Raw genomic sequence first — 13,437 nt, 5'->3', positions numbered from 1 at the left:
AAAAATATACGTTATAATGAGTAAAAGGAGGTTTTTTGATGCTGATAGACAAACAACTAGTGAAAAGAGTCATCACACCTCGTCCAAAAATTTCACATAAAGGAACATTTGGACGTGTCGTTTTGATTGGCGGCAATGAACAATACGGCGGAGCAATCATCATGAGTGCTTTAGCTGCCGTACACAGTGGAGCGGGTCTCACGACAGTAGTAACGGATGAAAAAAATCGGAGTGCCCTTCACAGTCATCTGCCAGAAGCAATGATCGTAGATTGGACGGATACTGACCAGTTTCTTTCCGTGATAAAGCAAGCAGATGTACTCTTGATTGGTCCCGGATTGGGCACTTCTTCCAAGAGTTTGGAACGTTTCAAACAAGTACTAGAAAACCAATCAAAAGAACAATGGCTGGTGATCGATGGCTCTGCTTTAAGTTTACTGGCTGCTAACCATCTTTCGCTACCCTATCCCGAACAAACAGTACTTACACCTCATCAAATGGAGTGGCAACGGTTGAGTGCTCTACCGATACAAGAACAGCGAGATGAAGAAAACAAAAAGAAGCAACAGGAAATCGGTGCTGCGGTCGTTTTGAAAAGTCATGAGACAAAAATTTATGGTCACCAACACTTCTACACCAATCCTTTAGGTTCAGCTGCTATGGCAACAGGCGGCATGGGTGACACTTTAGCAGGAATGATCACAGGATTCTTCGCCCAATTCCCTCAAAATGACCAAACGATTGCGGCAGCTGTTTATCTTCATAGTTTCATCGGAGACCAGCTAGCAAAAGAACAATATGTCGTTTTGCCGACACAGATCAGCGAAGCACTTCCGAAGTGGATGAATTATTTTTGTAAAAAATCAATGGAAAACGAGGCATGAATCATGGAGAAATTTACAGGTTATGTACGAGAACCTTTTTATTATGAAACAGATCAAATGGGGATTATTCATCACAGCAATTATATCCGCTGGTTTGAAGAGGCTCGGGTAGCCTTATTGGTACATCTAGGGTTTCCCTATAAAAAAATCGAAGAATCTGGGATCATTATCCCCGTTCTGGAAGTAAATTGCAGCTATAAAGAAATGATCCATTACGGAGAAAAAGTGAGCATCCATCCAACTATCCAAAAATATACGGGGACACGTTTAGATTTTAGCTACGAAATTGTGGGAACTGAAGACAAAAAATTAAAAACTATTGGTAGCAGTAAACACTGTTTCTTACTTTCTGATTCGCAACGTTTAGTGAAGCTGAGCAAAGTCAATCCGGAGCTAGATCAGTTATTCCAAGCGTACGCTTCTCTGGATAATGCTATTTCTTAATAAAAAACCGTCTAAGCATTTTCCTTGTATTGTGTCGAGTAGTTCGTATAATGAAAAGAAAAAAGCAGGTGATCCCCATGTATGTCGTTAAAGTAATGCACGGTTACATCGATAAAACTGGCTGCCGCACTCGGGAAAAAAACTTAGACAATCTGCTCATTTTCAAAGACAAAAAAGAATCCGAAGCTTTTGCTAAAAGAATCGGCGGTCGTGTCAAACCGATCCAAGAGGTACGACCAGATTGATCATCTATACTGACAAGGAGGTTGCGACAGAAGTGATCAACTTCAAGAAATAAGAAGAAATTTACAAAAGTTACTTCTCAAATTTTTGTAAATTTTGACTTATTTTTCGAAAAATCTACTTCTGCAACACTGTATATAAGAGGATGTGAAAATGGTTTCTTACATTTTTTGCATAATTTTGACTTCATACCGAAAAACTGGTTTTTGACGTTTATTTGAAAAAAGGAAGATGATATGTTTTTTGTCATCTCCCCTTTTTTCAAATCAATTACACATTATACACCGATATTATCTTAACTACATGTACATTCGTACGTTGAAAAACAGTTGTGGCTAACTCATTTTTATCGTGCTAAGGGAAAAAATTCACTTGATGATGAATTGTAGCTGACTTTCAGCGTTCGCATTCGATAAATCAATCGTAATTTCTCCAGTCACATCTTCACTGTTAGTTTTAGAAGATTCTTTTTTGTATAATCTAGTAACCAGCACTTCTTTCCCATTTTCTGAAATCTCTTTACTTACAAAATACCCCAAAAAAGTATATCCTTTATCGAGCTTATAACTGACTTTTAACACAGTGCTGTCCGCCACAACACCCAAAATTTCACTTTTTTCTAAATACGAATTATTTTCCAAAGGGGATGTCTCGCTACCAGAAAAAATAATGACAGCACATAAAAAAATGTGGTTAAAACCAGAATATGTTTACTGTAAAAAATGATAACAGTCTCGCAGTAAGATCATAATATATGATTTGTCAAATTAAGCTAGAATAAAATGCTTCTTGTACATAGCTCAAAAATATTTCGATTGGTGTTCTGTAATTCAATGATTTTCTTGGAATATGATTACGTTGATTGCTGACACTGGAAATAAATGTCTGATTCACTTCTCTAAAATCCATTGATTTCGGCAGTCCATTACGACGCAGAATCCCGTTAGAATTCTCGTTTAATGGGCGTTGAGAAGGTGTTCCAGGGTCCGCAAAATATATATCAATATCATGTTGGTTACTAATGGCTTTCCAGTTAGAAAATTCTTTTCCACAGTCAAACGTAATAGATTTAAAGAAGTTTTTAGGGAAGCGAGAAAACCATTGATTAAGGGCAGTTTCAATATCTAATGCCTTACGGCCGTTGGGTTTAATCGTGATAATGACTTTAGATAATCTTTCAACTAAAGTAATGACGGCACTTTTATGATGAATGCCAACGATCGTATCACCTTCAAGGTGACCAAACTCAGAATTGAAATCAGGATAATTATCAGGTCGATCATGGATTGAGCGCTGATACTGTTGTTTTCCCCGTTTTTCCTGATGGCCATTGGGTTTTCTTTTACCTTTCATCGGTAGTGTGTCAATATCAAATATTCCTTTAGAAAATAAACGATAAAGTGTTCTCATACCGCATGAAACAGGCCTTTCTTTTCGCCCGATAATGACGTCAGGCGTCCAACCAAGAGTGACTTTCTCTTTAATGTAATCTACTTCATGAGCAGGTAATTGAATGACTTTTCTACCACATTTTTTCTTATTTTCTTTATACTGGTGCCAATAATCAAGAGCAGTCTTGCCTTGCTTGAACTTATTGACTACATTATAAATAGTTTGTATAGCACGTCCCATTCGGTTAGCGATTTCAACCGGCTTATTATGTTGAAGATAATATGATTCTATCATTGTCAGTTCGTCTATGGTAAGATGTTTGTAGGTCATTTATGGTTACACTCCTTTGTTTTCTTTCGTCGGAAATACAATTTGAGTGTACCATAAATGCCTTTTTATTTTTCTAACTTAATTTTACAATTCGCGTGGTGAAGAATTGTAAATAAAAAAGAGGAAAGAACATAACTTTTCGTTATCTTCTTTCCTCTTTATAATTGTTTAGCTTATTTAGCCAAAGCGTCTTTTGCTTGGTCAGCCAATGCAGTAAATGCTGCTGCATCGTTTACAGCCAAGTCAGCTAACATTTTGCGGTTGATGTCGATTTCAGCAACTTTCAAACCGTGCATTAATTTTGAGTAGCTCAAGCCATTCATACGAGCTGCTGCGTTGATACGAGCAATCCACAATTTACGGAAGTCGCGTTTCTTTTGACGACGATCGCGATATGCGTAGTTGTATGAATTCATTACTTGTTCTTTTGCTGTTTTAAATAAAGTGTGTTTTGAACCGTAGTAACCTTTTGCTAATTTTAGCACTCTTTTACGACGTTTACGAGTTACTGTTCCACCTTTAACACGTGCCATGTATAATTCCTCCTAATAAAAATAAATCTTCAGATTCTGTTATTTGTACTTCTTATTTCATTTTTGCTAGTTGTTGGCGAATACGCTTGAAGTCGCCACTAGAAACCATGCTTGCTTTACGCAATTGACGGCGTTGTTTTTTTGTTTTGCCGTGGAAACGGTGACTTGTAAACGCGCGGAAGCGTTTCAATCCGCCTTTACCAGTACGTTTGAAACGTTTTGCTGATCCGCGGTGTGTTTTTTGTTTTGGCATGACTATATTTCCTCCTCAAAATCTTTCGTTATCCGACTATCGGCTGTCCAACAGCCAGTTAGTCATTCAAATTACTTACTGTCGTTTTTCGGTGCCAGCGTCAAGAACATGCTGCGTCCGTCCATTTTCGCTTTTTGTTCCACTGTTGCAATATCAGCAGTTTCTTCAGCTAAGCGATTCAAGACTTTTTGACCAATTTCTTTATGGGTAATGGCACGGCCTTTGAAACGGATAGAAGCTTTCACTTTATCGCCCTTTTCCAAGAACTTACGTGCATTACGAAGTTTTGTATTGAAGTCATTCAAGTCGATCGTAGGACTTAAGCGAACTTCTTTTACATTGATCACTTTTTGTTTTTTACGCGCTTCGCGGTCTTTCTTTTGTTGTTCGAAACGGTATTTACCGTAGTCCATGATTCGCGCAACTGGTGGTTTCGCACCAGGGGCAACTAACACAAGATCCAAGTTTGCTTGTTCTGCAATATTCAATGCTTCTGCTTTTGTCTTAACTCCTAATTGCTCACCATCTGAACCGATCAATCGTAACTCTCGTGCACGAATGCCGTCGTTAACCATCATATCCTTTGCTATGGTCATTCACCTCCAAATATTATGAGAGAAAGAAAAGCTTACCGAATAAACGGCAATAAAAAAACGAGTTCTCTTACAGAACCCGCGCGTACTTCACCTAATAGAACCAGTGAAAACTATCTAGCCCAGTGACATTATCAACTAAGGCGAGAAGCGGGTGCTTCTGCTTTTATTTCTCAACCATCATAGTATAGCAAAAACCAATCCTTCTGTCAATGTTTTTCATACAGTTTTTCTTCCTTTTCTGAAAATGATTGGTCTAGCAGCGATTCCCGCTTCTTTGCTATACTAAAGAAAAACGAGGTGAACCCACATGAAAAAAATCGAACCTATCCCACCTTCTCTTCCTCCTCTGACAAAAGGAGATTTTTATTTAGAAGATGAAGAAATCCTCTCTGGTCTTCTGATCAATGGAGGTGATCAAAGCTATCTTGATGCCAAAAATATGGTATTAAGAGAGAGTCATGTCCAAAAACTGACCATGCAAAAAACAGTTTTACGTCATTTTGAATGTAGTAATGTCATTTTTGAAAAGTGTGATTTTTCCAATCTGGAGTGGATTGGTGGCAGTTTCCACCAAGTCGTGTTTCATCAATGTAAATTAACAGGTACGAATTTTGCCGAAAGTTATCTTAGAGACTGCACTTTCACTGACTACATTGCTTCGATGGCTTCCTTTAGTAGCACAAACTTGAAAGCCGTATCCTTCGATCATTGCCAGTTAGAAGACAGCGAATTTTATGAGGTCACTTGGAAAAATCTTTTTTTGTCTGACAATCAGTTAACTGGTTCGAATTGGTTCCGAACTTCTCTGAAGGGATTAGACTTTACGACTAATTTCTTCACTGCCATTGCTTTATCTCAAGATTATTTAGCAGGACTGATCGTCAACCAGGAGCAAGCACTTGTGATTGCTCAAGCCCTTGGTTTGCAGACCAAAGACTAGATCAACGAATCCGCCGCCATAGTGCAATGAGCATCCAAACAGATAAAACCAGACTGATGATCAAGGCGATTCCCCATCCGAAAACGGAATGGGTAAATGGTAGCTTAAGATTCATCCCGAAAAATCCTGTCACAATAGTCGGTACAGTCAAGATCAGCGACCAGACAGTCAAAAACTTCATCGTGTCATTTAAATTGTTATTCAGTAAATTATTATAAGTGCCAGAAAGCTGATCTAAAATCTGCGAAGCTAAGTTCGTCATTTCAACTGCTTGTCGTGCTTCGATCAGTGCATCGTCCAACTCTTCCTTTTCCTTTTCTGACAACTTGCGATAAATGGCTAATGCCTTGATTTGTTCCAAAAGTACTACATTTTGTTTTGTTCCTGTAACTAAGTAAACCAAACCGATCTCTAAATCTGAAAGTTGCAGTAGATTCTTGTTTGTTGTTTTTTCCCTTAACTTTAGGTTGAGCCGTTGACGTTCGCTATTTACTTCCTCGATTAAAGGAAAAAAGGAATCAGAAATTAAAAATAATGTATGGAACAATAAACTGTATACACTCATGTCTGGCATTCGCTCCAAAAGTGATCGAATCAGTCGAATCACATACTCGGTATTTGGCGTGGTAAATGTAAACAAACCATCTTCTTTTAAAATAAAAGCAATAGGACTAGTTTCGTAATGATTATCAACTTTTTGTTGGTGCGGGACATTTGATACAAGTAGTAACGCTTCATCAAAAGAGTCATACTCTACGCGTGCCCGCTCATTTTTATCTAGAGAATAAGTCAGCATCTCATCGCTGATGCCATATTCTTCTTTTAAATTTTTAACAGCTAGCACATCATCTTGCTGTATATTGATCCAAAAATTACGTTCTTGATTAAAATAGTGTTTTTCCCGCATACTCCATCCTCCTGATATTTGTTTCTAGTATAAAGAAAAAAGCTACTCAAATAAAGGAGCATCCTTTTTTTGAGTAGCTTTAAATCAAATAGCTAATTCAGTTTGGCGGATTTCTGCTAATTTTTCTTCGATCATTTTCAAGACTTCTTCTTTTGCTTGAGGATCTTCCACAAAATTATAGCGATCTCCATCGATTTGGATTTTTGGACTTTCTTTGTATTCTTCATACCATTGATCATACCGTCTGTTCAATTCTTTGTAATAATCGTACAGACTTGGGTCAAAGGACAATTGTTCATACGAACGACCACGTTTCTCGATCCGTTCTAGCATCGTATCAAAAGATACACGAATATGAACTAATAAATCCGGGTGTTTTTTATGGGCAGCATAGGGCAGTTCTTCCATCATGTTTTCTAGCAGTTCATCATACACACGAACTTCCGTTTCCGTCGCTCTTCCTAGATCTGCATTTAGATGGAAAAGCAGCGAATCCTCATAAATCGAACGGTCCAATACATTATTGTCATCTTTCATTGCTTGTTTGATGCTTGCAAAACGTTTATTCAAAAAATAAATTTGCAGCAAAAAAGCATACTGTTCAGGGTTTGCATAAAATAAGGGCAAGACTTCATTATCATCAATTGATTCATAAAATGCCTGACTATCAAAGTGTTCAGCCATCATTTCTGTCAAACTTGATTTTCCGGCACCAATTGTACCTGCTAAAACGATCACGCTCATTTACCTCCAGCTCACTTCATCACTAAATATTGTGTTTAACTCCAACCTTTTTAAATATACCCCCAATATCTAGTAGTGTCAATTGTATTTTTTTCTAGTCAAAAAAGAAAAAAGGTCAAAAAATTCTTAAGAAAAAAGGGTTTTTCCTTTAGAAAACGTATTCTTAGTTTTACTTCTGGGATGATTTTAGTAAAATAAAGAAGGAATGTTTTTTGAGACCCTTAGCGGACAAAAAATTTCGTGAAGCAGCGCAACTCGTTTTGGGCGCTTTATTTTTTGCTTAAAAATCACTTTTACGTGAGAAGGAGTTAGATTATGGCAAACTATGGCCAAGGAGAATCAAGCGGAAAGATTATCTTGATGGGCGAGCACGCGGTTGTTTATGGAGAACCGGCGATTGCCTTTCCTTTTTATGCAACAAAAGTCACCGCATTCCTTGAAGAGCTGGATGCAATGGACGATCAATTGGTTTCTTCCTACTATTCAGGAAATTTAGCCGAAGCTCCTCATACATTAAAAAATATCAAAAAATTATTCATCCATTTAAAAAAAGAGCATGATATCCATAAAAACTTGCAACTAACCATCGAAAGCACGATTCCTGCTGAACGTGGAATGGGATCAAGTGCTGCGGTCGCCACAGCAGTTACTCGTGCTTTTTATGATTACTTAACACTCCCTTTGTCTCGTGAAATACTATTAGAGAAAGTACAACTTTCGGAAAAAATCGCACATGGCAATCCTAGTGGGATCGATGCAGCCGCTACTAGCAGCTTGCAGCCAATTTATTTTACAAAAGGGCATCCTTTTGATTATTTTTCTTTGAATATCGATGCTTTTTTGATTGTCGCTGATACAGGAATCAAAGGACAAACAAGAGAAGCCGTCAAAGATGTCGCTCACCTGTTTGAAAGACAACCACATGAAACTGGACAAATGATCCAAAAATTAGGATACTTGACAAAGCAAGCGAAGCAAGCAATCATTGAAAATTCACCAGAAATGTTAGCTCAAACAATGGATGAATCACAATCACTTCTGGAAAAACTGACGATCAGCAACGATTTCCTTGATTTACTGATCCAAACAGCTAAAGATACCGGTGCATTAGGTGCTAAATTAACTGGCGGCGGACGCGGTGGCTGCATGATTGCATTAGCACAAACAAAAACAAAAGCCCAAGAAATCAGTCAAGCACTTGAAGATGCGGGTGCGGCTGAAACTTGGATACAAGGATTAGGAGTACATACCTATGTTTAAAGGCAAAGCACGCGCATATACCAACATTGCCCTAATCAAATATTGGGGTAAGAAAAATGAAGCACTCATCCTTCCGATGAACAACAGTCTTTCGTTGACATTGGATGCATTTTATACCGAAACAGAAGTCATCTTTTCTGATAGCTATATAGCAGATGAATTTTATCTAGATGACACCTTGCAAGACGAAAAAGCAACAAAAAAAGTTAGTCAGTTTCTTGACCTTTTTCGTAAAGAAGCCGGCATCTCACTAAAAGCTTCAGTAATCAGTCAGAATTTCGTTCCTACCGCAGCCGGATTAGCATCCTCTGCTAGCGGGCTAGCTGCTTTAGCAGGCGCTTGTAATACTGCCCTTAAGCTTGGATTAGACGATCTTTCTCTTTCAAGATTTGCTCGACGCGGGTCTGGTTCAGCTTGCCGAAGTATTTTTGGTGGTTTCGTCGAATGGGAAAAAGGTCATGATGACTTAAGCTCTTATGCCAAGCCAGTCCCTTCTGATTCTTTCGAAGACGATTTAGCAATGGTTTTCATTTTGATCAACGACCAGAAAAAAGAAGTGTCTAGCAGAAATGGGATGCGTCGGACAGTCGAAACATCCAGTTTTTATCAAGGCTGGTTAGATTCCGTTGAAGGGGATCTATATCAATTGAAACAAGCAATCAAAACAAAAGATTTCCAACTTCTCGGAGAAACGATGGAAAGAAACGGACTAAAAATGCACGGAACGACTTTAGCTGCCCAACCACCTTTCACTTACTGGTCTCCTGACAGCTTAAAAGCGATGGATGCGGTGCGGCAATTGAGAAAGCAAGGCATTCCATGCTACTTTACGATGGATGCTGGCCCTAATGTCAAAGTTTTAGTGGAAAACAGCCATTTATCTGAGGTACAAGAAACATTTACCAAATTATTTAGCAAAGAACAAGTAATTACTGCCCACGCTGGTCCAGGAATTGCGATTATTGAATAAAGGGAGATTTTTATGATTGAAGTATCTGCACCAGGCAAACTCTATATTGCCGGAGAATATGCAGTTGTTGAAACAGGTCATCCGGCAGTTATCGCTGCAGTCGATCAATTCGTGACAGTCACTGTAGAGTCCGCACGAAAAGTCGGAAGTATCCAATCTGCACAATATAGCGGGATGCCTGTACGTTGGACAAGACGTAACGGGGAATTAGTTTTAGATATTCGGGAAAATCCTTTTCATTATATCCTTGCTGCTATTCGATTGACTGAAAAGTATGCACAAGAAAAAAACATTCTTTTATCCTTTTATGATCTGAAAGTAACAAGCGAGCTAGACAGTTCAAATGGTCGGAAATACGGATTAGGTTCTAGCGGCGCCGTTACTGTTGCAACGGTCAAAGCCTTGAATGTTTTTTACGCATTGAATTTATCTCAGCTAGAGATTTTCAAGATCGCAGCACTCGCTAATTTAGCAGTTCAAGATAATGGTTCTTGCGGCGACATCGCTGCTAGCTGTTATGGTGGCTGGATCGCCTTCTCGACCTTCGACCATCCTTGGCTCCAAGAACAAGAAACTCAGCATTCCATCAGTCAGTTACTTGCCATGGATTGGCCAGGTCTCTCAATTGAGCCATTGATTGCTCCTGAAGATTTACGTTTATTGATTGGTTGGACGGGTAGCCCTGCCTCTACCTCTGATTTGGTCGATCAAGTTCATCGTTCGAGAGAAGATAAAATGGTGGCTTATCAGCTTTTCTTAAAAAACAGTACAGAATGCGTCAACGAAATGATCAAAGGGTTTAAAGAAGATAATGTTACGTTGATCCAACAGATGATTCGAAAAAACCGACAATTACTGCATGATTTATCGGCTATCACCGGGGTTGTTATCGAAACGCCTGCTTTGAATAAATTATGTAATTTAGCTGAACAGTATGAAGGGGCTGCAAAGTCTTCCGGTGCAGGTGGTGGGGATTGCGGCATCGTAATCGTTGATCAGAAATCTGGCATCCTTCCTTTAATGAGTGCATGGGAAAAAGCAGAAATCACCCCCCTACCGTTACATGTCTATAGCGATCAAAGAAAGGAAAAACGATGAATCGAAAAGATGAACATGTTTCACTAGCTAAAGCCTTTCATGATAAGCAAAAAAATGAATTTGATTTCGTACGGGTCATTCATAATCCTTTGCCGCAAACAGCAGTTGCTGATGTCGATCTAAGTACACAGGCAGCTGGGTTTACACTAAGCAGCCCGTTTTATATCAATGCGATGACAGGCGGAAGCGAAAAAACAAAAAAAATCAACCAAGATCTTGCAATCGTCGCAAGAGAAGCAGATTTGATGATTGCCACTGGTTCAGTCAGCGCTGCCTTGAAGGACCCTTCTTTAGCCGATACTTATACAATTGTGCGACAAGAATATCCTCACGGGAAAATCATTGCCAACATCGGTGCAGGAACTTCTGTCGAAAGAGCCCAAGAAGCTATCCGATTGTTTCACGCAGATGCCTTACAGATTCATTTGAATGCACCTCAAGAATTGGTCATGCCTGAGGGAGACCGTGATTTTACTAACTGGAAAGCACTTATCCAAGAGATTCAAACAGCCATTGATGTCCCCCTCATCGTAAAAGAAGTCGGGTTTGGCATGACAAGAGAAACGATCAATGATTTAGCTTCTTTAGGGGTTCATACAGTTGATATCAGCGGTCGAAGCGGGACAAGTTTCACCCAGATTGAAAATGCCCGTCGCTCCAAGCGAGAACTGAATTATCTAGCTGATTGGGGGCAATCGACAGTCGCCTCATTGCTTGAAGCAAATGAAGCAGACACTTCTATGGAAATCCTAGCCTCCGGAGGTATCCGCAATGCCTATGACATATTTAAGGCCCTTTGTCTAGGCGCAAAAGCAGTGGGCACTTCAGGAACTGTATTGACTCACCTGATGAATCATGGCGTAGAAGAAACCATTATGCTAATGAAACAATGGCAAGAGGAACTTCGTCTGCTTTATACCATGGTCGGCGCAACGAATATCGCGACCCTCCACCAACAATCTCTCATCTTTTCCGGTCCAGTGAAGGATTGGTGCGAAGCAAGAGGAATCGACTTAGTGAAGTATGGAAGACGCACAGAAAAAGGAGTATGACTGATTTACGTCATACTCCTTTTTTTCAAATAAATGATGTTTGATCAGCTGTCCTTCGGTATTCGTTCAAGCTGCTGATTTCATAACCTCTCCACTAAACAGTGTACTAAACCTCGTTTAAGGTTGTTTTCCGATATAGGCAAGTATGCCGCCGTCTACATACAAGACATGGCCGTTAACGAAATCCGATGCGCTAGAAGCCAAGAAGACAGATGGCCCAGCCAAATCGATTGGCTCGCCCCAACGCGCTGCTGGCGTACGTCCAACGATAAATTGGTCGAATGGATGACGTTCTCCGTTTTCTTGTGTTTCGCGTAATGGAGCAGTTTGCGGTGTAGCAATATAACCTGGTCCAATTCCATTACATTGGATATTGTATTGACCGTATTCAGAAGCGATGTTTTTCGTCAGCATTTTTAATCCGCCTTTTGCCGCAGCATAAGCACTGACTGTTTCGCGTCCTAATTCACTCATCATAGAACAGATATTGATGATTTTACCGCCGCCTTTTTCGATCATATCTGGAATAACTGCTTTTGAAACGATAAATGGAGCATTTAAATCCACGTCGATCACTTGACGGAAGTCAGCCGCATCCATTTCGATCATCGGTGTCCGTTTGATGATCCCTGCATTATTGACTAGAATATCAACTGAACCTACATCTTCTTTGATTTGCTGAACCATTGCTTGAACCGCTTCTTCATCGGTTACATCGCAGACATAACCTTTTGCATCGATGCCCGCTTCTTTATAATGCGCTATACCTTCATCAACTGATTCTTGATTCAAGTTATTAAATACGATTTTTGCTCCTGCTGTAGCTAAAGAGCGTGCAATCTCAAATCCAATACCATAGACGGCACCGGTGACTAATGCTACTTTTCCATCTAAACGAAACATATCCATATTAAATTCCATCATTTTCTCTCCCTTATGCTTATTTTAATTGATCCATTTGCACCATATCCATGTCTGTATAGGTGATGTTTTCTCCGCACATTGCCCAGATGAATGAGTAATTGCTTGTACCTACACCTGAATGGATCGACCAACTTGGTGAAATAATAGCTTGTTCATTGTCTACGACTAAATGTTTTGTTTCATCTGGTTTGCCCATCATGTGGAACACACGTGTATCTTCATTGGCATAATCAAAGTAGACATACGCTTCCATACGACGTTCATGTGTGTGACAAGGCATCGTATTCCAAGCACTTCCTGGTTCTAAAATCGTATAACCCATTTGTAATTGACAGCTTTCGCATACATTTGGATGGATGTATTGATAGATTTTACGTTCATTCAATGTCAGACCTTCACCAGTTTCCATTGGTTTTACTTGGTCGATACTGATTTTTACATTTGGATATTTATGATGAGCTGGAACAGAACTAATATAGAATTTAGCTGGGTTTTCAGCATCTTGAGAAGAAAATACGACATGTCGTGTTTCTTTTCCGATATAATAGCCGTCTTGTTTTTTCATTTCTTCTTTTTGCCCATCGATCTCGATGAATCCTGGTCCACCGATATTGATCACACCTAGTTCACGGCGTTCTAAGAAGTAATCAACACCTAGTTCTTTGTCTAATGTGATTTCTAATTCTTTTTCAGTAGGTGTCACGCCACCAAAGATCATTCGATCGTTGTGTGTATAAGTCAAACTGATTTTTCCTGGTTCAAATACCTTTTCTACTAAAAACTCTTTTCTCAATTGTTCCGTTGAATAATGACGGATATCTTCTGGACTGTGTGTATAACGTGTTTCCATTTCTTGCATTTTCTTCT

17 protein-coding genes and 1 other annotated feature are annotated in these 13,437 nt (G+C 39.3%); of the genes, 8 read left to right on the top strand and 9 right to left on the bottom strand.

Going from position 1 to position 13,437, the window contains the following annotated elements; genetic code table 11:
* The first annotated feature begins 38 nt into the window (after positions 1 to 38).
* Genes QK255_RS01180 through QK255_RS01170 form a run of 3 tightly spaced genes read left to right on the top strand, consistent with a single transcriptional unit; the run spans position 39 to position 1,573 of the window.
* Positions 39 to 884, top strand: coding sequence for an NAD(P)H-hydrate dehydratase (locus QK255_RS01180; protein ID WP_002292626.1), 846 nt, complete (start codon positions 39 to 41; stop codon positions 882 to 884).
* 3 nt (positions 885 to 887) lie between these two features.
* The gene (locus tag QK255_RS01175) at positions 888 to 1,328 is read left to right on the top strand and encodes an acyl-CoA thioesterase (protein ID WP_002292625.1); all 441 of its coding nucleotides are present in this window, start codon (positions 888 to 890) and stop codon (positions 1,326 to 1,328) included.
* A gap of 50 nt (positions 1,329 to 1,378) precedes the next feature.
* Positions 1,379 to 1,573, top strand: a complete 195-nt coding sequence (locus tag QK255_RS01170; protein WP_002315615.1) for a hypothetical protein — start codon at positions 1,379 to 1,381, stop codon at positions 1,571 to 1,573.
* Between the two features lie 366 nt (positions 1,574 to 1,939).
* Here QK255_RS01170 and QK255_RS01165 read toward each other — a convergent pair whose 3' ends face one another.
* From QK255_RS01165 to infC, 5 genes are all read right to left on the bottom strand, one after another.
* Positions 1,940 to 2,212 (bottom strand): hypothetical protein, encoded by a 273-nt coding sequence (locus QK255_RS01165; protein ID WP_002342303.1) that lies wholly within the window; start codon positions 2,210 to 2,212, stop codon positions 1,940 to 1,942.
* 121 nt (positions 2,213 to 2,333) lie between these two features.
* Positions 2,334 to 3,293, bottom strand: coding sequence for an IS30-like element IS6770 family transposase (locus tag QK255_RS01160; protein WP_002293280.1), 960 nt, complete (start codon positions 3,291 to 3,293; stop codon positions 2,334 to 2,336).
* Between the two features lie 173 nt (positions 3,294 to 3,466).
* On the bottom strand, positions 3,467 to 3,826 hold the full coding sequence (gene rplT, locus QK255_RS01155; RefSeq protein WP_002293355.1) for a 50S ribosomal protein L20: 360 nt from the start codon (positions 3,824 to 3,826) through the stop codon (positions 3,467 to 3,469).
* A gap of 52 nt (positions 3,827 to 3,878) precedes the next feature.
* Complete coding sequence (gene rpmI, locus QK255_RS01150; RefSeq protein WP_002289309.1) at positions 3,879 to 4,079, bottom strand: 50S ribosomal protein L35; 201 nt, start codon at positions 4,077 to 4,079, stop codon at positions 3,879 to 3,881.
* Positions 4,080 to 4,150: 71 nt separating this feature from the next.
* The gene (infC, locus tag QK255_RS01145) at positions 4,151 to 4,675 is read right to left on the bottom strand and encodes a translation initiation factor IF-3 (protein WP_002293357.1); all 525 of its coding nucleotides are present in this window, start codon (positions 4,673 to 4,675) and stop codon (positions 4,151 to 4,153) included.
* Positions 4,676 to 4,718: 43 nt separating this feature from the next.
* Positions 4,719 to 4,844, bottom strand: a sequence feature (ribosomal protein L20 leader region).
* A 138-nt stretch (positions 4,845 to 4,982) separates the two neighbouring features.
* Between infC and QK255_RS01140 the strand changes: the two genes are divergently transcribed.
* Complete coding sequence (locus QK255_RS01140) at positions 4,983 to 5,615, top strand: pentapeptide repeat-containing protein (RefSeq protein WP_002293360.1); 633 nt, start codon at positions 4,983 to 4,985, stop codon at positions 5,613 to 5,615.
* Between the two features lies 1 nt (position 5,616).
* Here the strand turns inward: QK255_RS01140 and QK255_RS01135 are convergent, their stop codons facing one another.
* Positions 5,617 to 6,522 carry a magnesium transporter CorA family protein gene (locus tag QK255_RS01135; protein WP_002293361.1) on the bottom strand — a complete coding sequence of 302 codons (906 nt, stop codon included), beginning with the start codon at positions 6,520 to 6,522 and terminating at the stop codon, positions 5,617 to 5,619.
* An 84-nt stretch (positions 6,523 to 6,606) separates the two neighbouring features.
* The gene (locus QK255_RS01130; RefSeq protein WP_002293362.1) at positions 6,607 to 7,266 is read right to left on the bottom strand and encodes a deoxynucleoside kinase; all 660 of its coding nucleotides are present in this window, start codon (positions 7,264 to 7,266) and stop codon (positions 6,607 to 6,609) included.
* Between the two features lie 315 nt (positions 7,267 to 7,581).
* Here QK255_RS01130 and mvk point away from each other — a divergent pair, with 315 nt between their 5' ends.
* Genes mvk through fni form a run of 4 tightly spaced genes read left to right on the top strand, consistent with a single transcriptional unit; the run spans position 7,582 to position 11,646 of the window.
* On the top strand, positions 7,582 to 8,526 hold the full coding sequence (gene mvk / locus QK255_RS01125) for a mevalonate kinase (protein ID WP_002293366.1): 945 nt from the start codon (positions 7,582 to 7,584) through the stop codon (positions 8,524 to 8,526).
* Positions 8,519 to 9,496: a diphosphomevalonate decarboxylase gene (gene mvaD, locus QK255_RS01120; RefSeq protein ID WP_002293367.1), complete on the top strand. Its 978-nt coding sequence runs from the start codon at positions 8,519 to 8,521 to the stop codon at positions 9,494 to 9,496. Before mvk ends, mvaD begins: the two co-directional genes overlap by 8 nt.
* Before the next feature lie 12 nt (positions 9,497 to 9,508).
* Positions 9,509 to 10,594, top strand: coding sequence for a phosphomevalonate kinase (locus tag QK255_RS01115; protein WP_002293368.1), 1,086 nt, complete (start codon positions 9,509 to 9,511; stop codon positions 10,592 to 10,594).
* Positions 10,591 to 11,646: a type 2 isopentenyl-diphosphate Delta-isomerase gene (gene fni, locus QK255_RS01110; protein ID WP_002293369.1), complete on the top strand. Its 1,056-nt coding sequence runs from the start codon at positions 10,591 to 10,593 to the stop codon at positions 11,644 to 11,646. The genes QK255_RS01115 and fni overlap by 4 nt, the downstream gene beginning before the upstream one ends.
* Positions 11,647 to 11,763: 117 nt before the next feature.
* Here the strand turns inward: fni and QK255_RS01105 are convergent, their stop codons facing one another.
* Both QK255_RS01105 and kduI read right to left on the bottom strand, forming a co-directional pair.
* Positions 11,764 to 12,567, bottom strand: a complete 804-nt coding sequence (locus tag QK255_RS01105) for a gluconate 5-dehydrogenase (RefSeq protein WP_002320630.1) — start codon at positions 12,565 to 12,567, stop codon at positions 11,764 to 11,766.
* A gap of 19 nt (positions 12,568 to 12,586) precedes the next feature.
* On the bottom strand, positions 12,587 to 13,429 hold the full coding sequence (gene kduI / locus QK255_RS01100; RefSeq protein ID WP_002288239.1) for a 5-dehydro-4-deoxy-D-glucuronate isomerase: 843 nt from the start codon (positions 13,427 to 13,429) through the stop codon (positions 12,587 to 12,589).
* Positions 13,430 to 13,437 lie beyond the last annotated feature (8 nt).

The organism is Enterococcus sp. ZQ21 (assembly GCF_030053755.1).
Lineage (GTDB): Bacteria > Bacillota > Bacilli > Lactobacillales > Enterococcaceae > Enterococcus_B > Enterococcus_B lactis.
Note: the sequence above shows the minus strand (reverse complement) of the source record. Positions and strands in the feature narration are given on the sequence as shown.